We start from the raw sequence: 23,570 nt of genomic DNA, 5'->3' as shown, positions 1-23,570 counted from the left end.
GATTCGCAGGTCAGTAAAGGAGGAATGCATGAGACGACTCTCCGTTGTCATCGCCGCGGCACTGCTCTCGATTGGCGGGGCCGTCGGGGTGGCCTCGCCACCCGCCCACGCCGACACCCAGATCTGCAGCAAGTACGGGTCCACACCCATCCAGGGCGGCAAGTACATCGTGCAGAACAACGTCTGGGGCGACGACACGACCCAGTGCATCAACGTGACGAACACCGGCTTCACGGTCACCTCGGCAGTGCACAACCTGCCGCAGAACGGCGCTCCCGCCGCGTACCCGTCGATCTACGCCGGATGCCACTACGGCAACTGCACGTCCGGCAGCGGCCTGCCCCTGCCGGTCAGCGACAGCCGGTTCGCCACGATCGCAACGAGCGTCAGCATGACCTACCCGAACAACGGCAGCGTGTACGACGCCGCATACGACGTCTGGTTCGACCCGACCCCGCGCACCGACGGGCAGAACACCGGCGCCGAGCTGATGGTCTGGCTCAACAAGACCGGCTCCGTGCACGCCGCCGGCTCACAGGTGGCAACGGTCAACATCGCGGGCGCGAACTGGGACGTCTGGTACGCCAACTACGGCTGGAACGTCGTCTCCTACGTCCGGCAGAGCCCGACCTCGTCGATCAACTTCAACGTCTCGTCCTTCTACCGTGACATGCTCAACCGCGGATACGCCCAGAACTCCTGGTACATCACCAGTGTCCAAGCCGGGTTCGAACCCTGGATCAACGGCACCGGCCTCGCCGTCAACGACTTCTCCTACAGCATCGGCAGCGGCACGGGGCAGGGCCGGCGCATCGTCGGCACCCAGTCCGGCCGGTGCGTGGACGTGCCCAACGCCAGTCAGACGCCGGGCACGCGGGTGCAGCTGTGGGACTGCAACGGTCAGGCGAACCAGGCGTGGACATACACGTCCGGCAAGCAGCTGCAGGTGTACGGCGGCATGTGCCTGGACGCCAACGGCCGGGGGACGACCAACGGCACCACCGTGGTCATCTGGAGCTGCAACGGTCAGACGAACCAGCAGTGGAATGTCAACGCCAACGGCACCATCACCGGGGTGCAGTCGGGGCTGTGCCTGGACGCCCCGGGCACGGGCAACGGGACACGGCTGCAGCTGTGGTCCTGCGGTGGATCGGCCAACCAGCGGTTCAGTCTCAGCTGACCGGACAGTGCCTCGCAGGCGGCCTGCGAGGCACTGTCACATGACGGTCTCCGTCGCGCCACCCCTCACCCGGCTGCGGGTGAGGGGTGGTTGCGCGGCCGCGTCAGCTGCGCAGACTCCACTGCTGGTTCGCGCCGCCGTTGCAGGACCAGAGAATGAGCTTCGTGCCGTTGACGGTGGCGGCGCCGTTGGCATCCAGGCACAGCCCGGACTGGACGCCGGTGATGGTGCCGTTGGCGTTGAGGTTCCACTGCTGGTTGGTCTGACCGTTGCAGTCCCAGATGACCACCGCGGTGCCGTTGGTCGTGCCGCGGCCGCTGGCGTCCAGGCACTTGCTGCCGAACACCTGCAGCTGCTTGCCCGAGGTGGAGGTGAAGCGCTGGTTGGTGCCACCGTGGCAGTCCCACAGCTGGGCCTGGGTGCCGTTGGCCGGATTCGTGCCGCCGATGTCGGCGCACCGGCCGGACGCGCCACCCACGATCATGACGTTCTGCGGGCCGGTGCTGCCGCCGCCCTGCTGCCGGACGATCCACTTCGACTCGGCCGACCGGTTCCCCTGGGCGTCCACGACGTAGAGCCGATATTCGCCGGACGACGCCGGCACGGCAATGGTCGTCGCGGTGCCGACCGCCCGGGTCATCGTCGGACCGGTGGCGAACGTGGTCGTCCCCGAGGGGGCCAGCCACACGGTCCTGGCCGCGTCGCCGGTGCTGCGGATCGGGATCGTCGCCGTGCTGCTGCCGACGAAGGTGCTGGCCGGCAGGGCGTAGTCCGGCAGGGAAACCTGACCCTGCGCAATGATGTCGCGGTACGTGTCCTCAAGTCCGGAGTTCACGGCGATGCTGTGGGCCGCGGCCGGCCAGACGTAGTCGGAGGAGACGAGGATGTCCTGGACGGTGCTGTTCGGCAGGTTCTTGTTGGAGACCTTGTTGATGGCACCGTAGGTCTGCGTGATGCTCAGATCGTGCTTGCGCCCCCAGTCGTCGGAGTTGATGAGCCACGTGACGTTCTTGTCCACGCTCAGCACGTTGTCCCGGAAGGTGATGTACGCCGATCCCTCATCCGGGTGGAGTCCGTACTTGTGCCCGGCCGGGACGCCCTCGAGGTAGTTGTTGGTGATCGTGGTCCCCGGCTGGCTGCCCAGCGTGTAGATGGGTGCCGTGTCGCTGAGGCGCTGCACGGTGTCGATGATGTGGTTGTAGCTGATGGTGTTGTTCCGCGCCGTCGTGGTCGGCCGGTTCGGCGCGATCGAGCCCGACGAGCCGTCGAAGTTCCACCAGCCCCAGCCGAGGGTGATGCCCGCCCACGGCGCCTTTTCGATCCGGTTGTGCTGGATGGTGAGGGTGTCGGCGAAGTACGCCGAGATGGGGCTGTGCCCGTTGAACAACACGGCACTGTCGTAGATGTAGTTGTTCTTGATCTCGATGTTCTTGCACAGGCCTTCGACCTGGGCGGAATACCGCTCGCGGTTCGTCGACGTGCCGTCGCCGATGTAGACGTGCTGCGGATGCCCCACCGTGACCGCGGATCCGGCGATGTCGTTGGTGAAGTTCCCGATCAACCGGGTGTTCTGCACGTCGTTGACCATGTTGATGCCGTCGCCGCCGGTGTGCTGGATCCGGTTGCGTTCCAACAGGATCCCGTCGGCGTTCTCGATCTGGATGATGCCGGGTGCCACGTCGACATTGCGGTAGTAGTAGGCGTGGAAGTTTCCCTTCGCATACGCGGAGGCACCGAGGTTGCCCTGCTGCGCCTGCTTGAAGGCCGAGCCGGCGACGTTGAACAGGTTCCAGTCCGAGTGCTCGACGGTGAGCCCGGAGAACGTGAGGTTCCGAACGTGGCTGCTCGTGGACCCGCCGGCGACCCGAAGCGCGGTGGACACGTTGTTCGGCGCGAACACCGGCGCGGTCGTCATGTCCTCTGAACCGGCTTTGTAGTAGTACAACACCCGGCTCGTCTTGTCGAAGAAGAACTCCCCCGGCGTGTCCAGGAACTCGTACGCGTTCATGACCTTGTGGCTGCCGCCGGCCTGTGCGTCGCCGTTGTACGCGCCCTGGGCGATGGCCGCGCCGGGTTGCTGGAACAGGGCCACCCGGTTCGCACCGTCAGCGCTCGTGGTGACCTGGCGGACGCCCACGATGGCGGTGGTCCAGGTCGTCGCCGTTTCGATCTCGATGTCGTCCTGGTTGCGCGGGACGGCGGGGAAATCGGCGAGGCTGTACTTGGACCCGTCGCATTCCGAACCGGACTCCCACGCCCAGGAGGCCTGCCCCGCGCTGACGTTGTAGGTGCCGTAGCACCCGGCCGAGTTGATCGTCTTGGCTGCCATGAACGCCCGCTTGCCGTTGACATAGAGCGCCCGGAGCTTGTTGCTCCGATTGAGCGGGGCCTTCCAGATGTTGCCGCTGTGCTGCGTCCACCCGGTCACCTGAACGCCGGCCTCCAGCACCGGACGCTCGTTCTGGTAGGCGGCGTAGGCGATCCGGTAGCCGTTGGTGCCCGAGTCGCTCGCCGTGAACTCGATGGTGCTGGTCACCGGGTAGGTTCCGCCGCGAACGTACACATAGATGTCGCCGGTCATGTTCGCGTTCACCGTGCGAACGACGTCCCGCGCGCGCTCGACGGTCTTGAACGGCGCGGCGATCGTCCCGGCGTTGGCGTCGTTGCCGTCGGGAGCGACGTAGTACGTTGCCTGGGTGGCGGCCACGGCGGGCGCCTGGCCTGCGACGGCCGGCAGCAGCGCGGCAGCGGCGAACACCGCGAGCGCCGTGAACGACCTTCCAGCGGTGGAAAACGCTGACTTCACGCCTCGGTCCTTTCTTCCATTCCCAGCGGGGGGACGGGCCATCTCGCCGTTCGGCATCGATCACAGGCCGCGCATGACGTGGTGCGCGTGCGCCGACACGCGCTGGCCGCGCCACTGCGAGCCCGTCAGGCGGCAGCTTTGCCGATCGGGCGTCATGTGGCCCTCAAGACAGCGGAAAGACTCGAACAGAGGGTAGACGTCATACGTATGAAGTACAAGCACTTGAATATGCCGACGCCGACGTGGCCGCCGCACACCGGATGCGAGCGGCCTTGCCGGCTCCAAGAAGGTGGTCGCGGCGCACAACCTCAAGCTGGTCGAGGCGAAGATCAAGCCGACCGACACGGACATGACCGCGCACGTCACCACCATGAAGGCGCAGGGCGTCAAGGCGATCGTGATGTCGACCAGCAGCGCTCACATGGTCGGCCACGGCCCGGCTCGTTCCGCCGCGTGGCGGTGCGGGCCGGGCCGTTGCCGGTGCGCTCAGAGCGTGGTGACGGTCCAAAGGTTGTTGGTGCTGGTGTTGGGCGTCCACATGGCGACGGTGGAGCCCGCGGTGGCGTTGCCCATGCCGTCCAGGGCGGTGCCGGTGCCGCGGTTGATGATCTGGACCCGGCCGTTGCCGGTGTCGTTGAGCCGCCACTGCTGGTTGTTGCCGCCGTTCCACGCCGCCTGCCGGCAGACTGCGCCGTTGGCGGTCGCGCCCCAGCTGTCCAGGACCATCCCGTTGGTGCGGTTGACGATGCGGTACCAACCGCTGCCGAGGTCCACCAGCTGCCACTGCAGGTTGGTGCTGCCGTCCCAGTTCCACTGCTTCAGGTTGGCACCGGAGGCGACAGTGCCGCCGCTGTCGAGCACCAGGCCGGTGGTGACGTTGCCGATCCGCACGTACCGCGGCTGCTGCTGCACCTGCCCGACGATGCGGTAGGTGCGCCCGGCCAGCCCCGGCAACTGGATGGCGTCGCTCTCGGGCCTGGTGACGGTGACGGTGCCGCCGCTGGTCGTGTCGGTGACCGTGAACGTCCCGGTGAGGAGCCGGTTGCGCACCTTGACGGTGCCGTCGCGGTCGAACCGGACCGTGACCTCGTCGGGCTGCCCGCCGCCCCACCGCGCGCCTACGGTGTAACCGCCGCGCCCGCGCAGCCCCTGCACCTGCCCGCCCAGCCAGGCCGACGGCAGGGCCGGCAGGACGTGCAGCTCGCCGTTGTGGCTCTGCAGCAGCATCTCGGCGATGCCGGAGGTGGCGCCGAAGTTGCCGTCGATCTGGAACGGCGGGTGCAGGTCGAACATGTTCGGCGCGAGCCGGTCCGTGGTGACGAGCAGGCGGATGAGGTCGTGCGCGCGGGTGCCCTCCTCCAGGCGCGCCCAGTAGTTGATCTTCCAGGCGAGGGACCAGCCGGTGCCGTCGTCGCCGCGCAGCTCGAGGGTGCGGCGGGCGGCGGTGTACAGGGTGGGCGTGCCGCGTTTGGTGATCTGGTTGCTGGGGTGCAGCCCGTACAGGTGGGAGACGTGCCGGTGGGTGCGTTCGGTCTCGACCCAGTCGGCGAGCCACTCCTGGATGTTGCCGCGCGAGCCGACCTTCATCGGCGGGAGCCGGTCGCGGGTGGCCAGGACCCTGGTCCGGAAGTCGGCGTCGACGCCGAGCACCTGGGCGGCCTGCGCGACGCCGGTGAACAGGTCGCGCAGGATCTGGTTGTCCATCGTCGGCCCGGCGCACACGCTGACGCCGGAGTGGTGGGCGAGCTCCGGGGAGTTGGACGGGTTGGTGACCAGGTATCCCAGCGAGGGCTCCTGCACCAGGGTGTCGAGGAAGAACTGGGCGGCGCCCTTCATGGCCGCGTAGTTGGCCTGCAGGAAGGTGGTGTCGCCGGTGAACTGGTAGTGGTCCCAGATCATGGTCGCCAGCCAGGCGCCGCCGGTCTGCCACATGCCCCACAGCGCGCCGTCGACGACGGAGGACCCCCGCCATGCGTCGGTGTTGTGATGCGTCACCCAGCCGCCGGCACCGTACTGCACCTGGGCCGTGCGGGCACCGGTGACCGCGAGCTCGCGGATCATGCCGAACACCGGCTCGTAGCACTCGGCCAGGTTCGCGGTGTCCGCGGGCCAGTAGTTCATCGGCAGGTTCGCGTTGAGCGTGTACTTCGAGTCCCACGACGGGCTCAGCGAGTCGTTCCAGATGCCCTGCAGGTTCGCCGGTTGGGTGCCGGGCCGGGAGGACGAGATCAGCAGGTACCGGCCGAACTGGAACAGCAGCACCGAGAACTGCGGGTCGCTGGTGGTGGCGTGCTGCGCGATCCGCACGTCGGTGGGCTGGTCGGCGGCGGAGGTGCGGCCGAGGTCCAGCGTCGTGCGCCCGAACAGCCGCTGGTAGTCCGCGACGTGCCGGCCGCGCAGGTCGTCCCAGGTCCGGGCGGCCGCCGCGGTGAGGTACGCGCGGGCCTTGCCCTGGTAGTCGCCGCTGGTGTCGCGGTAGTTGACGTAGCTCGTGCCGATCGACACGAGCAGCGTCACGCTGTTCGCCGACTGGACCTGCACCGTGCCGCCGGAGCTGCTGACGGTGCCACCGTCGGCGACCACCCGCGCCAGGCCGTAGAACTTGACCTTGCCGGCCAGCCCCCGCAGGTCGCCGGAGATCCCGTCGATCGCGACGGTCGCGGCGTCCGGGCTGGACACCGTGGTGCGCTGCGGGCTGTCGAACTTCGCGGTGAACGTGAGCTGCCCGGCCCGGTCCGCGGTCAGCCGCACCGCGATCACCTGGTCCGGGGCGCTGGCCAGCACCTCCCGCCGGAACCGGATCCCGTTCTGCAGGTAGCTCACCCCCGCCACGGCCGTGCTCAGGTCCAGGAACCGCGAGTAGTCCGACACCCCGCTGCTACCGGCGGCGAACGTCAGCCGCAGGTTGCCCATGATCTGGTACGCCAGCTGCGCCGACGGGATGCCGAGCAGGTTCTGGTCGATGAGGCTCTGCGCCTGGCCCCACTGCCCGGCGAAGACCAGCTGCCGGATCTGCGCCAGCGCGCCGGCGCCCCGGGGATTGCTCTGGTCGTACGGGCCGCCGGCCCAGATGGTGTCCTCGTTGAGCTGCAACCGCTCCACGTCGACGGTGCCGAACACCATGGCGCCGAGGCGCCCGTTGCCGATCGGCAGCGCGCGCAGCCAGTCCGTGCCGGCGGACTGCGCGTACCACAGCGCCAGCCCGTTGGCCGTGCCCACCTCCGGTGGTGCGGCCGCCGAGGCCGGCGACGCCGACCACGCGAGGGGCAGCAGCGCCGCACCGGCCCCGACGGCGCCGGCCTTCAGCACCTGCCTTCGGGTCACGTCTGGCGTCGGCTCTTGCGATACAGCGGTGTCATTGCCGGCAGGGTCGGCTTGCACGGGATGCTCCTTTGCCGTGGCGGGTCGGCACGTCTCACAGCTGCCTGTTAGCGCTCACAACAATCAATGCATGCAGGGACTGTTGATTTCGGCGGAAATTGAGCGGGCGGCGGCAACGCTCGACGTCTATATTCGCCGAGACTGCCAGATCATTTCCGAAGATTCAAGCGCGGCCAGGAATGCAAAAAGCCCGCCATTTTCGGTTATGCGGACGCCCGCCACACAGTCCAAAGCGCCGCAAGCACCGCACGACGACGCCGGGTGCCCCGTGGTTGGGGCACCCGGCGGTCGCAGGTCAAGCGTCAGGCACCAGGGTTACTGGTACAGCACCGCGGAGATCTTCGCGTCGTCGATGTTGGTCTTGTCGTACCAGTAGAAGCCGGTGTCGATCGACTTCGGCAGCTTCTCGCCCTTGATGGTGGCGACGGCGGCCTTGACGGTCTCGTAGCCGATGCCGACCGGGTTCTGGGTGATCGCCCCGTACATCGTGCCGGCCTTGATCGCGTCGATCTGGTCCTTGCCGGAGTCGAAGCCGACGATCACCAGCTTGTTGGTGAGGCCCTTCTCCTGGGCGGCGTGCAGGACGCCGATCGCGGCGCCCTCGTTGGAGCCGTAGATGCCCTTGAGGTCGGGGTTGGCGGTCATGATGGCCTTCGCGAGGTCGGTGGCCTTCAGGGGGTCGCCGCTGTACTGGATGTCGACGATCTGGATCTTCGGCTCGTTCTTCTTCATGTAGTCCTGGAAGCCGTCGCGGCGCTGGACGCCGGTGACGCTGGTCTGGTCGTGGACGACCATGGCGATCTTGCCCTCGTGCCCGATCTTCTCCGCCATGTGCTTGGCGGCCTCGGCGGCGGCGGCGAGGTTGTCGGTGGAGGCGGTGGTGACCGGTACGTCGCTGTCGACGCCGGAGTCAAACGCGATCACCGGGATCTTGTTGGTCTTCGCCTGCTGCATGAGCGGGCCGGCGGCCTGGCTGTCGATCGCGGCGAAGCCGATCGCGGACGGCTTCTTGTCGATGACCGTCTGCAGCAGCTGGATCTGCTGCTCGACGTTGCCTTCCTCCTGGGCGCCTTCGAACGTGACCGTGACGTTGAGCTCCTTGCCGGCCTGCTCGGCGCCGGCCTTCACGGCCTGCCAGAACTGGTGGCGGAAGCCCTTGGAGATGAGCGCCACGTAAGGCTTCTTCTCCTCGCCCGGCTTCTCGGCGGCGTCCGAGCAGGCGCCGAGCGCCAGCGTGATCGCGGTCGCGCCGAGCAGCGCGACGAATGCCTTTCTGTGCATGGTCCGGACTCCTTCATCAGCATGGGATGGGGTGTGTTTCGGGGTGGGTCTTTCTGCGGGGGCCACGGGTGTCAGGCCCCCCTTCTGCGCAGCATGTCGACGTAGACGGCCACGAGGATCACGCAGCCGACCACGACCGATTGCCATTCCTGCGGCACGGCGGTGACGCGCAGGCCATTGGTGAGCACGGCGACGATGAGAGCGCCGACGACGGTGCCGGCGATCGAGCCTCGGCCGCCCTGCAGTGAGGTGCCGCCGATGACGACCGCGGCGATGGCCTCCAGTTCCAGGCCCATGCCACCGACCGGCTGGGCGGAGCTGAGCCGGGACGCCGCGAGGACACCCGCGACGCCGACGAACAGCCCGGCGATCGTGTAGATGGCGAGCTTCCAGCGCACCACGTTGACGCCGGACAGGGCGGTGGCCGCCTCGTTGCTGCCGATCGAGAACGCGTAGCGACCGACGATGGTCTTGCCCAACACCACCGCGGCCACGACGGTGAGGACCAGGAAGATCAGGACGCCGAGCGGGAACCGGGCGCCCGGGATCACCGAGTAGTTCATCAGCAGCTGGAAGTCGGGGTGTTCCTTGAAGTAGATCGGCTTCGTGCCCGAGATGACCAGGGACAGGCCGGACGCGACGAGCATCATGCCGAGCGTCGCGATGAACGGGGGCAGCCGCAGGACCGACACGTTGAACCCGTTGATGAACCCGATCAGGCCGCCGAACAGGATCGCGCCGGTGACCCCGGCCCAGGCCGGCCAGCCCCAGTAGGTCATGAACACGCCGGTCATGACGCCGCACAGGATCATGCCGGTGCCGATGGACAGGTCGATGCCGCCGGAGACGATGACGAAGGTGGTGCCCAGCGCCAGGATCCCGGTGACCGTCGCGGCCATGAGGATGCCGACGAGGTTGCTCGGCGTGAAGAAGTACGGGCTGGCGAAGGAGAAGAACACGAGGATCGCGATCAGGCTCGCGAGGGCGAGCAGTTGCTGCACGGAGCCTCGGATCCGGGCGACGATCGGGTTGTTGACCGGGATCGAGGTCACGAGGTCACCGTTCCTTCGCTGCTGAAGCGGGTTGCGTAGTCCATGATCTTTTCCTGGGTGGCTTCGGTACTGTCGAGGACTGCGGTGATCCGTCCCTGGCACATGACCGCGATGCGGTGCGACATCCGCAGGATCTCGGGGAGCTCGGACGAGATCATCACGATCGCCTTGCCGGCCGCGGCGAGCTCGTCGAGCAGCGCGTAGATCTCGTCCTTCGCGCCGACGTCGATGCCCCGGGTCGGCTCGTCGAAGATGAGGATCTCGCAGTCGCGGGCGAGCCATTTCGCGATGACGGTCTTCTGCTGGTTGCCGCCGGAGAGGTTCTGCACCAGCTGGCCCGTGGACGGGGTGCGGATGCGGAGCTTGGCGACGTAGTCGGTGGCGGTCTTGCCGATCATCCGGTCGGCGACCAGGCCGAGCCCCGAGGTGAAGCGGGGCATCGAGGCGAGCGCGATGTTGTCGCGCACGTTGCGGCCGAGCAGGACGCCGTAGCGTTTGCGGTCCTCGGACAGGTAGCCGATCCCGGCGCGGGCGGCGTCGGCCGGGTTGGCGATGGCGACCTCGCGGCCGTGGACGGTGACCGTCCCGCCGTCCTTGCGGTCCGCGCCGACGAGGGCCCGGGCGAGTTCGGTGCGGCCGGCGCCCATGAGCCCGGCGAAGCCGAGGATCTCGCCGCGGCGCACCTCGAAGCTGACGTCGCGCAGGAGTGCCTTGGTGTGCAGGCCGCGCACGGTCATCACCGGCTCCCCGGTGGCGACCACGCCCCGGGGGCGCTGCTCGCTGGTGATCGTCCGGCCGACCATCAGCGAGATCACCTGCGGGACGGTGCTCGATGCGGTGTCGAGGGTGTCGACGTACCGCCCGTCGCGCAGCACCGTGATCCGGTCGGTGATCTGGGCCAGCTCGTGCATGCGGTGCGAGATGTAGATGACGCCGGTCGTCGGTGTGACGAACCGCCGGATGAGCCCGAACAGCGTGCCCACCTCGACCTCGTTCAACGCCGCGGTCGGCTCGTCCATGACCAGGACCCGCGCGTTGAAGCTGAGCGCCCTGGCGATCTCGACCATCTGCTGCCGGGCCACGGTCAGGTCACTGATGAGGTCCGTGGGCTCCAGCGGCAGGCCGAGCCGGGCGAGCAGCTCCCTGGTCTGCCGGTTGAGCGCCCGCTCGGACAGCAGCAGGCCACCGATGCGCGGTTCGCGGCCGATGAAGATGTTCTGCGCGACGGTGAGGTCCGGCATCAGGTTGAGTTCCTGATGGATGATCGAGATGCCGAGCTCCTGGGCGTGCCGGGGGCTCGCCGGGGTGTACTGCTGGCCGTCGAGGAAGAACTCGCCGCTGTCCGGCCGGTCGATGCCGGACAGCAGCTTCATCAGCGTCGACTTCCCGGCGCCGTTCTCCCCGACGAGGGCCAGGACCTCGCCGTGGCGTAGCTGCAGGTCGACGTCGTCGAGGGCCTTGACCCCGGGGAAGCTCTTGCTCGCGCCGCGGACCTGCAGCAGCGTCGTGTCGGCCATGTCAGGCTCCACTGCCGGTGGCGGGGCGCGGCGCGCGCGTCTGCCAGTAGCCGCCGCCCGGGTAACCGAACTCGAGCAGCGACTCCTCGTGCATCTGCGCGCTGTAGCCGGGTGCCTCCGGCAGCACGTAGTGGCCGTCGGTGACGACGCACGGGTCGACGAAGTGCTCATGCAGGTGGTCGACGTACTCCGTCACGCGGCCGTCCAGAGATCCGGACACCGCGACGAAGTCGAAGATCGACAGGTGCTGGACGAGCTCGCACAGCCCGACGCCGCCGGCGTGCGGGCACACCGGGACGCCGAACTTCTTCGCCATCAGGTAGACGGCGAGGATCTCGTTGACGCCCGCGAGCCGGGCCGAGTCGAGCTGGCAGAAGTCGATCGCGCCGGCCTGGAAGAACTGTTTGAACAGCACCCGGTTCATGCCGTGCTCGCCGGTGGCGACGCCGATGGGCGCCACCGCCCGCCGGATCGCGGCGTGGCCGAGGACGTCGTCGGGGCTGGTCGGCTCCTCGATCCACAATGGACGGAACTCGGCCAGCCGGCCGACCCACTCGATGGCCTCCGGCACATCCCAGACCTGGTTGGCGTCGATCATCAGGTTGGCGTCCCAGCCGATCACCTCGCGGGCGATGCGCAGCCGCCGCACGTCGTCGGCGAGGTCCGTGCCGACCTTGAGCTTGACGTGCCGGTAGCCCGCGTCGACCGCCTCCTTCAGCAGCCGGCGCAGCTTGTCGTCGTCGTAGCCGAGCCAGCCGGCGCTCGTGGTGTAGCAGGGGTAGCCGCCCAGCTCGCGCAGTTGCTGGAGCCGCTGTGCCCGGGTGGGCTCCATCTCCCGCAGCATCGCGAGCGCCTCGTCCGGGGTCAGGGCGTCGGTGATGTACCGGAAGTCGGTCGCGGCGACCAGCTCCTCGGGTGACATCTCGGCCAGCAGCCGCCACAGCGGTTTGCCGGCCCGGCGCGCGGCGAGGTCCCACAGTGCGTTCATCACCGCGGCGAGCGCCAGGTGCACGACGCCCTTCTCGGGGCCCAGCCAGCGCAGTTGCGAGTCTGCGCCCAGTTCCCGGTAGACGGCACCGAGGTCCTGGCACAGCACGCCCACGTCGCGGCCGAGCAGCGGTTGCGCGCGCTGCCGCACCGCTTCGGTGACCAGGTCGGTGCCGCGGCCGATGGTGAAGGTGAAGCCGTGCCCGGCGAGCCCGGGGGTGTCGGTCTCCAGCACCACGTAGGCGGCCGAGTAGTCGGCGTCCTTGTTCATCGCATCCGAGCCGTCGAGCTTCAGCGACGTCGGGAAACGCACGTCGTGGATCCGTACTGCGGTGATCGTCGTCATGCGCACACTTCCGTCCGGCGACGCGGACCAAGCCCGCGGCGGCGGTGATTGATCCGATCTATTGGCGTCGGACACTAGCACCGTCAATCACCCCGGGTCTCCACCGAATCGGCAAATTCATGGGATGAATTTTGTCGAAGCGCATCGACTTCTCACCGGTTGTGGCCAGCCTTGCGCCAACTCGCTCGATTATGCACCATTTCGTCCCTCCAAACCGTTACCTATCCGGCGACGATCAGCAGTTGACGTTCGAAGACCTCCCATGTCTAATCCCAACGTTGCTCCACTAGACATCCGATGGCTTCAGTTAGGGGCCACGATGATCCACCGCCGAACACGAGTCGCCACGGCGATCGCGATGCTCGCGCTGATCGGCCTCACCGCCTGCAAAGGCCCGGAGGGCACCGGCACCGCCGACGACGCGACCGACTCCGGCGGGCGCATCACCGTGTGGGTCGACCCGCCGCGGCTGCCCGCGGTGAGCGCCTTCCAGCAGGCACACCCCGAGATCCCGGTCGACGTCATGACGATCAACGGCAACGTCGGCAGCACCGAGCTGCAGCAGAAGTTCGTGCTGTTCAACCAGGCCGGCACCGGCTGGCCCGACGCCATCTTCTTCCCGTCCAACGACGACATCGCCTGGGCCGTCAACTCGAAGATCAACTACGTCCGGGACCTCACCACCGACCTGGCCGACGTCATCGCCCAGTACGCACCCAGCTCGATCTCGCAGTGCCGCATCGACGGGCTGTACCGCTGCCTGCGCAACGACGCCGCACCCGACGTGTTGTGGTACGACAAGCAGCTGCTGTCCGCCTGGGGCTACCGGCCGCCGGCCACCTGGGAGGAGTACGAAAAGCTCAGCCTGCGCATCGCCGCCGAACACCCGGGCTACATCACCGGCTTCCTCGGCGACGCCTACGCACCCGACCGGTACCTGTGGGCGAGCGGCTGCCCCACCAACGACCGGCTCAGCGAGCGGCAGGTGCACATCAACCTCACCGACCCGCGCTGCACCCGCGTCCGCGACCTGCTCGACCACCTCGTCGGCGCCCGCGCCATCGCGCCGGCCGGCATCTTCTCCCCCGAGGCCGCCGACCTCGGCCGCCGGCTGGTGATGAGCCCGGGCGCGGTGTGGTGGGGCAGCTTCCTGTTCCGCGACACCTGGAAGGTCCCGCCGGGCCGCATCGCCGCCGCCGCCCCGCTGCACTGGGCCGCGGACCCCACGCCGTTCACCAGCTCCGAGGGCGGCGGCCTGTGGGGGTTCTCCCGCCACATCAAGGGCACCCAGCTGGCCAACACGCTGACGTTCGCCCGGTTCGTCGCCGCCGACCCGCGCTGGCAGGTCGACCTCAGCGTCGGGCTGCCCGGCGTCGGACCGCTGCAGCAGCCGTGGCTGGACCGGCAGCGGCAGGCCGGCTACCTCGCCGACTTCGACGCCGCCGCCGCGGCGTTCGTCCTGGCGAGCACGATCGTGCGGCCGGAACGCGACTACACCCGCTACAACACCGGCACCGTGTGGACGCACACCGTCACCCCGGCGCTCACTTCGGGCCGCTCCTTCGCCCACGCCTGGACCGTCTTCGGCGAGCGGCTCGTCGGCGAGGCACGGTCGTTCGGCTACACCGTCCACAACAGCGCGTAAACGGCCGGTCCCTGACAGTGCCGGCAGCCGCCCACGACACCTGAAAGCCGCCCTCGCCGAATCGAGACCCGCCCGTGTCGACGTATCGGAGCAGCCAGACCGACCGGTGGTCCGCCAGCCACCCGGTCCGCACCCCCACCCGGCCCGGGTCGCCCTACGCGCCGGTGCACGCGATCGACCCGCCGCCGGCCCGCCCGCCGCGACGGACCGGACGGGCCGGGCGCATGGGCCGCCGCGCCGCCGCGGTCCTGGTCCTGCCGTACGTCGTGCTGCTGCTCGTCGGCGGCCTCGTCCCCGCCGGGTACGCGGTCGTCAAGAGCCTGCAGAACGAGTCCGAGACCGGCTTCGGCGGGATCAGCGCTTACCAGCGGGTGGTGACCGACCTGCGCTTCGCCGAAACCTTCGGCAACGTCGCGCTCACCCTGGTGATCTGGCTGCCGCTGATGCTGGTCGGCGTCGTCGGGCTGGCGCTGCTCGTCGACGCGAGCCCCGGCCGGTTCGGCACCACCATGCGGTTCGTCTACTACCTGCCCGGCGCCCTGGCCGGCGTCGCCAACTTCATGCTCTGGCTGTTTCTGCTCGACCCGGGGCAGAGCCCGATCGCGTTCCTCTGGCACGGCTTCGGCTACAGCACCCTCAACGAGGTGGCCCAGCCCGGGAACCTGCCCTACATCCTGGCCGCGATGCTGTTCTTCCAGGGCGCCGGCACCTGGGTCGTGGTGCTCGGCGGCGGGCTGAACAGCATCTCCGACGACCTGCTGGAGGCGGCGAAACTGGACGGCGCCGGCGCGTGGGGCATCGCCTGGCGGGTCAAGCTGCCGATGATCCGGCCCTGGCTGGGCTACCTGACGCTGCTCAACCTCGCCTACGGCTTCCAGCTGTTCCTGGAGCCGCAGGTGCTCAGCCAGGTCACGCACGGGCTGATCGCGCCGCAGTGGACGCCCAACCAGCTCGGCTTCTCCTACGCCTACCAGATCCTCGACACCCCGATGGCCGCGGCGATGTCGGTGATCCTGCTGGCCGTCACGCTCGGCGTCGGCCTGCTGGTCGTGCGCCGCAGCGGCCTCTTCGACGACGAACGGTGACCCGATGAAGCCCTCAACGCTCGGCCGCGCCACCCGGATCGTGACGCTGCTGCTCATCGCGGCCGGGTTCGCCTACCCCGTCGCCGCGTTCGCGCTGGTCGCATTGCGCCGCGACGACGGCACAGGCCCCACCGGCCTCGCGCTGGGCAACGCCCGGGACAGCTGGCTGACGGTGCTGCGGTTCAACGACGGGGTCGTGCTCAGCTGGCTCGGCAACTCGCTGCTGGTGGCCACCGGCGGCGCGCTCGTCGCCGTCGTCGTGGGGCTGCCGGCCGGCTACGCGCTCGCCCGGCTGCGCTTCCCCGGCCGGCGGCTGCTGCGATTCTGCACGCTGCTGACGATGGTCGTGCCGAACACCGTGCTGGTGATCCCGGTGTACCTCGAGGTGAGCGCGATCGGGGCGGTGAACAACATCTGGATGGTGGCGCTGCTGATGGGCTTCCACCCGTTCGGCGTGTACCTCACGTATATCCACTTCCGGACCACCCTGCCGGTGCCGGTGCTGGAGGCGGCCCGCATCGACGGGCTGTCGGAGACCGACATCTTCCGCCGGGTCGCGCTGCCGGCGTCGAAGCCGGCGGTGGCCCTGGTCGGCTTCTTCAGCTTCGTCGCGAACTGGACCAACTTCTTCCTGCCGCTGGTCCTGCTGCCGCTGTCGTCGAGCACGACGATCTCGGTCGGCCTGCCGCAGCTGGTCTCCTCCAGCCCGCTGTTCGACCCCACCAACGCCGCCGGCCTCGACGTGCGGCTCTATGCGCCGCAGCTGGCCGTCGCCACGTTCGTCACGGTCGCGCCGGTGATCGCCGTGTTCGTGATCGCGCAGCGGGCGCTCACCCGCGGTCACATGCTCGGCGCCACCCGCCGGTAGGCGGCGGGGCGCGCGCGTCGCCGTGGTTCAGGGCGTTGCCCGGAGCGGGGGTACCGTTCCCGCGTGTTCGATACGCATGCCGCGCTGTCGGAGGTCCTCGCCGGCGTGGACGACCTCACCGTCGACCTCGACCCGGGTGTCGCCGCCAGGCTCGCCGCCAGCGGTGACCGCACCCTGGTGCCGAGGGTGCAGGCGGCGATGGAACGGTTTCTGGACGAGGGCAACTTCTACGGCGTGGAGGTGCTGGCCGACGTCCTGGCCGGCATCCTCGGCACGCGGGCGTTCCCGCTGCTGCTGCGGGCCTCGGCGCGGCCGCTCGGCCACGACTGGGACAGCCTGATAGGGCTCCTCGGCCAGCTGATGGACGCCGATCCGGCGGGCTGCCGTCCGACGGCGCGGTTGTTCGCCACCGAACGGCATCCCGACCTGCGGCTGGCCGGGCTGTGGGCGCTCGGATACGTGGTCACCGCCGACGACCTCGACCTGCTGGGTGCCGCCCTGCGCGACGCGGACCCGCACGTGCGGCAGATCGCCCTGGGGTCGGTGGGGAGCCTGCGCGGCGACGCCCGCGTGCTGCCCGCCGTGCTCGAGGCCCTGCGGGACCCGGATCCGGCGGTGCGCGGCACGGCCGTGCTCACCGTCGGCGACGTCGGGGACCTGGGCGCCCTCGACAGCCTGCTCGCGCTGCGCCGCGACCCGTCACCGCGGGTCCGGTCGCTGCTCGGCCACGCCACCGGCCAGCTGATCGCCCCCGGTTGGGGCCCGCCCCGCACGCCGCCCGGCCCGGCCCAGGTGGAGACCGCGGTGGCGGCGCTGGTGGACCTGCTCGCCGACCCGGACCGCGAGGTGCGTGTCGGCGCCGTCCAGGGACTGGGCATGATCGGCGGGCCGTCGGCCGTCGGCGCGCTCATCGCGCTCGCCGATGACCCGGACGCCGCGATTCGAGCCGCCGTCGCGTTCGCCCTCGGTACCCTCGCAGCCCCGGACACCGTCGCGACACTGCGCGTCCTGGCGCGGGACGAGGCGGCGCAGGTCAGGAGCGAGCTGGTGACCGCGTTGGGGCGGCCCGGACGGCCAGAGGCGGTGCCGCTCGTCGTGGCGCTGGCGGCCGACCCCGACCCCGACGTCCGGGTCAGGGCAGCGGCCGCGATCGGCCGCCTCGACGACACGGCCGCGCTGGACACGGTGCGCCGCCTCGCCGCCGACGACCCCGAGCCGCGGGTCCGCCGCACCGCCGCCGCGGTCCTGGCCCGGCAGGCGGCCTCGGCGCCGGCGTAGTGGCGCGGCGTCGCATGATCGGGCCGAGCCCCCGGCCACCGCGGTGGCAGGCGGCCGGGGGTCTCGAGCCGTGGCAGGTTGCCGACTACGCGGCGGGTTCCAGGAGGACGACGGGGATCTGGCGGTCGGTCTTGCTCTCGTAGTCGGCGAAGCCCGGGTAGGCCGCCTTCTGCGCGGTCCAGATCCGGTCCCGTTCCTCCCCCTCGGTCACCCGCGCGACCAGCTCCACGGTGCCGGTCCCGATCTCGGCCTTGACCCGCGGGCTGGCCAGCAGGTTGTGATACCAGTCCGGGTTGGTGGGCGCCCCACCCTTGGACGCGAACACGGCATACCCGCCGTCGACCTGCTGGTACATCATCGGGTGGACCCGCTCCTGGCCGGTGCGGGCGCCCACGGTGTGCAGCAGCAGCAGCGGGGCGCCCTCGAAGTTTCCGCCGACCCGGCCGTCGTTGGCCCGGAACTCCTCGATGATCTTGTCATTCCAGTCGCTCATGAACACCAGTCTTACACCCGCCGCCGGCCCCGCTCCGGTGCCCGGCGGGATCCTATTTGTCGAAGTGCATGCCGCTCGGCTCGAGAGACTGGCACGCCTTGCGGGCCTCCTCCCACCTCGGTTGGGCGGTGATCGGCGACAGCTGCTGCGGCACCTGGAAGTCGCCGTTGCTGTCGGGGTCGGGCAGGTCCGGGATGCCGTTGGTGCGGATGCAGGCGGCCCACTGGCGCCGCTTGGCGACCTCCTCGGCGGGGCGCGGCTCCCGGCGCGGCGCGGTGCCTTTCGCGGCCTGGAACAGCGCCAGGCACGCCGGTGGCGGGGTCAGGTTGGCCGCCGGTTCCGGGAGCACCCAGATGCCGTCGTCCTGGATCGGGTCGGGGAAGTCGGGGAAGCCGCTGGCGCGCATGCATTTCACCGCCTCGATGAGCTTGTCGTGGTCCGCGCCGCGGGTCGGGCGGGCGGCAGGCCCGCCACCGCCGCCGCACCCGGCCAGTGCGGCCAGCGCGGCCAGCGTCGCCGCCACGAGCAGCGCCCGTAGCGTCCTGGAGTCAGCGGTTCTTGCCATTGGTCGGACCTCCGTCGATCGTGATCGGGCCGGGCTGGAGCGGCTCGCACGCGACGTCCGCCGCTCTCCACGCGGGGTTGTCGTCGAGTGGGAACAGCTGGGCCGGCACGTGGAACACGCCGTCGCTGTCCGGGTCGGGCCAGTCGGGCAGGTTGTGGGTCCGCATGCAGTCGCCCCATTTGCGCAGCTTGGTGATGAGTTCGGCGGTCACCGGCGCCCGGCTCGGTGGGCCGCCCTTGGCCTTGGTGAACAGCTCCCGGCACTCGGCGGCCGGGAGGATCTCGTTCGCAGGCTCCGGGATGATCCAGTGCCCGTCGCGTTCGATCGGGTCGGGGAAGTCGGGGTAGCCGTGGCCGCGCATGCATTTCGCGGCGTCGACGAGCGCCTCGCGGGCCAGGCCGGCCGGGCCGGCGGCCGGGGCGGCGGACGGGCCGGTGCTGGACCCGCCGCCCGCGTCACACCCCGCCAGGGCAACGACCGCGGCCAGGACGGCGGCCACGGCGAGCACGCGACGTCGCACAGACATGATCGGGTTCTCCTCACGATGGGCGGTCATGACGTCCGCAGCGCGTCGGTGGGCGCCAGGTAGGCGGCGCGCAGCGCCGGATAGAGGCCGGCGACCGCGCCGGCGGCGACCGCGACGAGCAGCCCGCCCCACAGCGCCTCCGCCGGGATCAGCACCGACCAGCCCTGGTCGGCGGCCATCGCGACGGTGACCGCCGCGCCGATGGCGACCCCGGCGGCGCCGCCGAGCGCGGCGAGCACGAGGGACTCGGTGATGAACTGCGCCGCCACGTGGCCGCGGGCCGCGCCGAGCGCCCGGCGCAGGCCGATCTCGACCCGCCGCTCCAGCACCGAGATCACCATGACGTTGGCGATGCCGATCGCGCCGACCAGCAGCGCGATGGCGCCGAGGCCGAGGAACAGGAACGCGCCCGCCTCCTTGACCTTCAGCTGGGCGGTGAGCGCGTCCGACGGCCGGCTCACCTGCACCTGCGACGGGTCCACGGGGTTTGCCGTGCGGGCGAGACGGGTCGCCACGTCCGCGACGTGGTTCGGGTCCGCGCGCAGGTACAGGCGGCTCGGGTGGCCGTCGTAGCCGAGGAACCGGGTGGCCGACTCGAACGACACCAGCGCCGCCTGGTCGAGCTCCGGCGCGAGGGGGAACGGGGTGAGGATGCCGACGACCGTGAACCAGTGCCCGCCGAGCCACACCCGGTCGGTGCCGGTGACGGCCTTGATGCCCAGGGTGCCGGCGGCGGCGTAGCCCAGCACCGTGACCGGGGCGGGCCCCCCGTCGAGGAACCGCCCGGCGAGCAGCGCGCCGTCGAGGGTGCCCAGCAGCGAGACGTCGCAGGCGCGGACGCTGCGCCCGCCGGTCTGGCCGACCGGCACGTGGTCGTTGCGGTACACGGGCGTGAGGCCCAGTTTCGCGGTCGGCGCGGCGGCGAGGAGCTCGGGCATCTGCCGGATCATCGCGGTGGCGTCGGTCGGCAGCTCGGTCTCCAGGCCGTCGCGGTCGATGCCGTTCGCGACGGTCAGCAGGTTCGTGCCGAGGTCGTCGAGCTGGGCGAGCAGGTGCGACTGGCTGGAGCGGGTGACGCCGAGGACCGCGACGATCGAGGCGATGCCGATGGCGATACCCAGCCCGGACAGCAGCGCCCTCAGCGGGCGGGACCGCAGGCCCAGCGTGCCGACCGGCACCAGATCCGACGGCCGCAGCGTGCTGCGGGGGATGTCAGGCGTCCTCATGCGGCACCTGCACCTTCTGCCCCTCGGCGAGACCGGCTCCGGTGACCTCGGCCAGCCCGGCGAACTCGTCGAACAGCTCGGTGCGCACCGGCACGCGGCGGGTACCCGTGCCGTCGACGACGATGACCTCGTAGCCGCCGCTGGGTGCCGCGTTCAACGCATTGATGGGGACGGCGAGGACGCCGCGGTGCGCCGCCACGGTGATCGCGACCTGGACCTGCGCCTGGTCGAGGAAGCCGGGAGTGGCGCCGTCGAGCCGGACCGCGACCGGCGCCGCCGCCTGGGGCGGGGGGCCGCCAGGGGTCGCCGCGGGGACGGTCACCGCGCCGATCGACGTGATCTGCCCGGTGCGGGTCGTGCCGTCGGGCAGGATCACCACGACCGGGTCGCCGACCTTCGCCGTCGGCAGCTGCCGCGGTGACAGCTGGATCGTGACCGCGGGTGTTTCGCTGGTGCCGTGCTCGACCGGCACGCCGAGGTCCAGCGGCACGCCGAGGGCGACGTCGTGGCCGGCGACGCGGATCGCGTCGGGGACGAAGACGACCTGGCCGAGCGGCACCTCCCCGGTGACCGCCAGGCCGGCGGCCCGCTGCCAGCGGCGGACGGCGGCGGCGGTGGCCGCGGTGAAGTGCTGGTCGACGGTGAGCCCGGCGCCGTGGCCGAGCGCGGTGAGGTTCTGCTCCAGCTGCTGGACGTCGACGCCGTCGGCCATGCCGGCCTGGAGGGGACGCCAGGTGGGGCGTGGCCCGTACAGCAGGATCACCGGCCGCCCGTCGACCTCATAGGCGACCTGGCCGCGGCGCACCACCGTGCCGACGGTCGGCACGCCGGTGAGGACGCCGGGTCCGGGGGCGGTGACCGTCGTGGCGCCCTCGTATCCGAGGGTCCCGCTGACGTGCTGGCGTTCCGAGACGTCCGCCCTGCGCACCTCGGCGGTCCCGGTCGCCACGGCGGTCGGCGCCGGCGCGGCGGCGCCGCCGGCCCGCAGGTGGATCACGGCGATGATGGCGGCGCCCGCCAGCCCGGCGAGCCCGAGGCCCGCCCTTGTCCGGTTCATGCCCCATACCGTCGCGGTGCCGGGCCCGTCGCCACTTCCCCCAAAGGTGGCCCGGCGGGACCCCAATTCGGGGGCCGAGCCACCCCCGCACGCTCGGTAGCCTGATCGGGTGTCCATCCGTTTCGGCCTGCGCGGGCGCATGGCCGTGTCCTACGTGCTCGTGTCGGCGGCCGCCGTGCTGGTCGTCGAGGCGGCGCTGCTGGCCGTGATGGTCCCGCCGATCCGCGCCGCCAGTGAGAGCGTCACCCAGGCCCGGCAGCGGGAGGCCATGACGGACAACGCGAACCTGCGGCTCAAGAGCGAGATCGCGGCGTCGGACCTGGCCACGGCCATGGGCGACGTGGTCACCGCGCTGGACGACAAGGCGCAAGGCCGGTTCGGCCCGCCGGAGCTGCTGAGGGACGCCGCCGCTGAGCGGAGCCGCGCCCGCGACGGCAAGCGCAAGGACGCCGCCGACGCGATCGAGGTGGTCGCGACGACGGACGGGCGGGTCGTGGACAGCAACTCCGCCGCGTTCCCGGTCGACTCGCGGCTGCCCGCCGAGGCCGCCGGGGAAGCCGGGGACGCCGCGGCGGCCCGCAGCGGCACGACGGACGCCGCGGGGATGGCCGCCGGCTGGGCCACCCGGCCGGTGGAACTCACCGCCGCGTCGGGCACCACCCGCACGGTGATCGGCGTGGTCTACGTGCAGACCCCGGCGAAGTCCGCCGGGAGCGGCGCGACGCCCATGCCCAGGGTCGGCGCGGCGGTCAGGTCCCTGCTCGTGCCGGGGCTGGTGGTGCTGGTGCTGCTGCTGCCGGTCGGCGCCCTGTTCGGGCTGCTCAGCACCGGCCGGGTGATCCGGCGGGTGCACCGGCTCGCGGCCGGGGCCGCGGCGATGGCCGGCGGCGACCTGAAGGCCCGGATCCCGGTCGCCGCGACCGACGAGCTGGGCAGCCTGGAGGAGGCGTTCAACTCCCTCGCCCAGCGGCTCGACGCGGCCGTCGAGGTCGAGCGGAGGATGGCCGGCGCCGAGGCGCGGCGGGCCGAGCGGACCCGGATCACCCGCGAGCTGCACGACTCGATCTCCCAGGACCTGTTCTCGGCGAACCTGCTCGCCGGCGGGCTGCGCAAGGCGCTCCCCGCGGGCTCCGAGCTGCGCCGGCAGGCCGAGGCGATGGAGGAGTCGCTGGGCCGCACGATGCGGGAGATGCGCGCGATGCTGCTGGAGCTGCGGCCCGTCGCGCTGGAGGACGCCGGCCTCGCCGACGCGCTCACCGGGCTGTGCCGGGCCTACGAGGCGCGGCTCGGCATCGCCATCACCGTGCACGTCGACCCGGTGCCGCTGGCGCCGGCGGTCGAGCACGCGGTGCTGCGCATGGTGCAGGAGGCGCTCGCCAACGCCGCCCGGCACGGCGACCCCGGCGCCGTCGACCTGCGCGTCACGGCCGCCGACGGCACGGTGACGGTGACCGTCCACGACGACGGCAAGGGCTTCGACCCGGCGACCGCCGGCCGACGGCACGGGATGGGGCTGGGACTGATGCGCGAACGGGCCCGCGAGCTCGGCGGCACCCTGGACGTGGCCAGTGCCCCGCAGTGCGGCACCACGGTCACGGTGCTCCTGCCGGGCGGCACCGGATGATCAGGGTGCTGATCGTCGACGATCATCAAGTGGTACGGCAGGGGCTGCGTTTCGTGCTCGAGCAGGAGCCCGACTGCACCGTCGTGGGCGAGTGCGCCGACGGCGACGCGGCGCTGCGGCAGATCGACGCCGCGCGGCCCGACGTCGTGCTGCTGGACATGGTGATGCCCGGCCTGGACGGGATGGGCGTGCTGCACGCCCTGCGGGACCGCGCCGACCGGCCCGCGGTGGTGGTGCTGACGTCGTTCCCGGCCGATGACCTCGTGATGGACGCGGTCCGTGCCGGGGCCACGTCATACCTGCCGAAGAGCACCGCGGTCGACCGGGTCGTCGAGGCGGTCCGAGCGGCGGCGACCGGCGGCAGCGTCCTCGATCCGGACGTCGCGGCGCTGCTGGTGCGTAGCGTCCGCGACGGCGGCGCCGGTGGCGGCCCGCTCGCGCGGTTGTCGGCCCGGGAGCGCGACGTGCTGGCGGCCTTGTCCCGCGGCCGGTCCAACCGGGAGATCGCCCGGGCGCTGTCGCTCGGCGAGCAGACCGTGAAGTCGTACGTGTCGAGCATCCTCACCAAACTCGACCTGCAGGACCGCACCCAGGCCGCGATCTTCGGGCTGCAGCAGGGTCTGGTGCCGCTGCGCGACGCCCTGGACCCGTGA

Annotated in this window: 18 protein-coding genes; 7 read left to right on the top strand and 11 right to left on the bottom strand. The window is 70.8% G+C overall.

The features are described from left to right. Positions 1–28: 28 nt before the first annotated feature. The gene (locus tag AB0K00_RS49865; protein WP_363537566.1) at positions 29–1,180 is read left to right on the top strand and encodes a ricin-type beta-trefoil lectin domain protein; all 1,152 of its coding nucleotides are present in this window, start codon (positions 29–31) and stop codon (positions 1,178–1,180) included. Positions 1,181–1,283: 103 nt separating this feature from the next. Here AB0K00_RS49865 and AB0K00_RS49860 read toward each other — a convergent pair whose 3' ends face one another. The 6 genes from AB0K00_RS49860 to AB0K00_RS49835 all read right to left on the bottom strand — a co-directional run bounded on the left by AB0K00_RS49860 (position 1,284) and on the right by AB0K00_RS49835 (position 12,550). Continuing rightward, complete coding sequence (locus AB0K00_RS49860) at positions 1,284–3,986, bottom strand: ricin-type beta-trefoil lectin domain protein (protein ID WP_363537564.1); 2,703 nt, start codon at positions 3,984–3,986, stop codon at positions 1,284–1,286. Positions 3,987–4,472: 486 nt separating this feature from the next. Beyond that, on the bottom strand, positions 4,473–7,310 hold the full coding sequence (locus AB0K00_RS49855) for a glycoside hydrolase N-terminal domain-containing protein (protein WP_363537562.1): 2,838 nt from the start codon (positions 7,308–7,310) through the stop codon (positions 4,473–4,475). A 372-nt stretch (positions 7,311–7,682) separates the two neighbouring features. Beyond that, on the bottom strand, positions 7,683–8,648 hold the full coding sequence (locus AB0K00_RS49850; protein ID WP_363537560.1) for an ABC transporter substrate-binding protein: 966 nt from the start codon (positions 8,646–8,648) through the stop codon (positions 7,683–7,685). Positions 8,649–8,719: 71 nt separating this feature from the next. Beyond that, complete coding sequence (locus tag AB0K00_RS49845; protein ID WP_363537558.1) at positions 8,720–9,700, bottom strand: ABC transporter permease; 981 nt, start codon at positions 9,698–9,700, stop codon at positions 8,720–8,722. Continuing rightward, the gene (locus tag AB0K00_RS49840) at positions 9,697–11,217 is read right to left on the bottom strand and encodes a sugar ABC transporter ATP-binding protein (RefSeq protein ID WP_363537556.1); all 1,521 of its coding nucleotides are present in this window, start codon (positions 11,215–11,217) and stop codon (positions 9,697–9,699) included. Before AB0K00_RS49840 ends, AB0K00_RS49845 begins: the two co-directional genes overlap by 4 nt. 1 nt (position 11,218) lies before the next feature. Next, positions 11,219–12,550 (bottom strand): L-fuconate dehydratase, encoded by a 1,332-nt coding sequence (locus AB0K00_RS49835; protein WP_363537555.1) that lies wholly within the window; start codon positions 12,548–12,550, stop codon positions 11,219–11,221. A 319-nt stretch (positions 12,551–12,869) separates the two neighbouring features. Between AB0K00_RS49835 and AB0K00_RS49830 the strand changes: the two genes are divergently transcribed. From AB0K00_RS49830 to AB0K00_RS49815, 4 genes are all read left to right on the top strand, one after another. After that, positions 12,870–14,195 carry an extracellular solute-binding protein gene (locus tag AB0K00_RS49830; RefSeq protein WP_363537553.1) on the top strand — a complete coding sequence of 442 codons (1,326 nt, stop codon included), beginning with the start codon at positions 12,870–12,872 and terminating at the stop codon, positions 14,193–14,195. A gap of 74 nt (positions 14,196–14,269) precedes the next feature. Then, complete coding sequence (locus tag AB0K00_RS49825) at positions 14,270–15,280, top strand: sugar ABC transporter permease (RefSeq protein WP_363537551.1); 1,011 nt, start codon at positions 14,270–14,272, stop codon at positions 15,278–15,280. A gap of 4 nt (positions 15,281–15,284) precedes the next feature. Further along, positions 15,285–16,148, top strand: a complete 864-nt coding sequence (locus AB0K00_RS49820; protein WP_363537549.1) for a carbohydrate ABC transporter permease — start codon at positions 15,285–15,287, stop codon at positions 16,146–16,148. Between the two features lie 63 nt (positions 16,149–16,211). Further along, positions 16,212–17,426, top strand: a complete 1,215-nt coding sequence (locus AB0K00_RS49815; RefSeq protein WP_363537548.1) for a HEAT repeat domain-containing protein — start codon at positions 16,212–16,214, stop codon at positions 17,424–17,426. An 85-nt stretch (positions 17,427–17,511) separates the two neighbouring features. On the opposite strand, the gene AB0K00_RS49810 is transcribed toward AB0K00_RS49815, so the two are convergent. The 5 genes from AB0K00_RS49810 to AB0K00_RS49790 are packed head-to-tail and all read right to left on the bottom strand — an operon-like array spanning position 17,512 to position 21,293. Beyond that, complete coding sequence (locus AB0K00_RS49810) at positions 17,512–17,919, bottom strand: nitroreductase family deazaflavin-dependent oxidoreductase (RefSeq protein ID WP_363537546.1); 408 nt, start codon at positions 17,917–17,919, stop codon at positions 17,512–17,514. A 52-nt stretch (positions 17,920–17,971) separates the two neighbouring features. Further along, on the bottom strand, positions 17,972–18,484 hold the full coding sequence (locus tag AB0K00_RS49805; protein WP_363537544.1) for a hypothetical protein: 513 nt from the start codon (positions 18,482–18,484) through the stop codon (positions 17,972–17,974). Further along, the gene (locus AB0K00_RS49800; RefSeq protein ID WP_363537542.1) at positions 18,468–19,010 is read right to left on the bottom strand and encodes a hypothetical protein; all 543 of its coding nucleotides are present in this window, start codon (positions 19,008–19,010) and stop codon (positions 18,468–18,470) included. The genes AB0K00_RS49805 and AB0K00_RS49800 overlap by 17 nt, the downstream gene beginning before the upstream one ends. A gap of 26 nt (positions 19,011–19,036) precedes the next feature. After that, positions 19,037–20,236: an ABC transporter permease gene (locus AB0K00_RS49795; RefSeq protein WP_363537540.1), complete on the bottom strand. Its 1,200-nt coding sequence runs from the start codon at positions 20,234–20,236 to the stop codon at positions 19,037–19,039. Next, positions 20,223–21,293 carry a peptidoglycan-binding domain-containing protein gene (locus tag AB0K00_RS49790; protein WP_363537538.1) on the bottom strand — a complete coding sequence of 357 codons (1,071 nt, stop codon included), beginning with the start codon at positions 21,291–21,293 and terminating at the stop codon, positions 20,223–20,225. The genes AB0K00_RS49795 and AB0K00_RS49790 overlap by 14 nt, the downstream gene beginning before the upstream one ends. Positions 21,294–21,402: 109 nt before the next feature. Here AB0K00_RS49790 and AB0K00_RS49785 point away from each other — a divergent pair, with 109 nt between their 5' ends. Both AB0K00_RS49785 and AB0K00_RS49780 read left to right on the top strand, forming a co-directional pair. Further along, complete coding sequence (locus tag AB0K00_RS49785) at positions 21,403–22,917, top strand: ATP-binding protein (RefSeq protein ID WP_363537536.1); 1,515 nt, start codon at positions 21,403–21,405, stop codon at positions 22,915–22,917. After that, positions 22,914–23,570 carry a response regulator transcription factor gene (locus AB0K00_RS49780; protein WP_363537534.1) on the top strand — a complete coding sequence of 219 codons (657 nt, stop codon included), beginning with the start codon at positions 22,914–22,916 and terminating at the stop codon, positions 23,568–23,570. The genes AB0K00_RS49785 and AB0K00_RS49780 overlap by 4 nt, the downstream gene beginning before the upstream one ends.

The sequence above is a fragment of the Dactylosporangium sp. NPDC049525 genome, from assembly GCF_040676755.1.
GTDB lineage: Bacteria > Actinomycetota > Actinomycetes > Mycobacteriales > Micromonosporaceae > Dactylosporangium.
The sequence above is the reverse complement of the archived record's forward strand: the minus strand, read 5'-3'. Positions and strand labels throughout refer to the sequence as shown.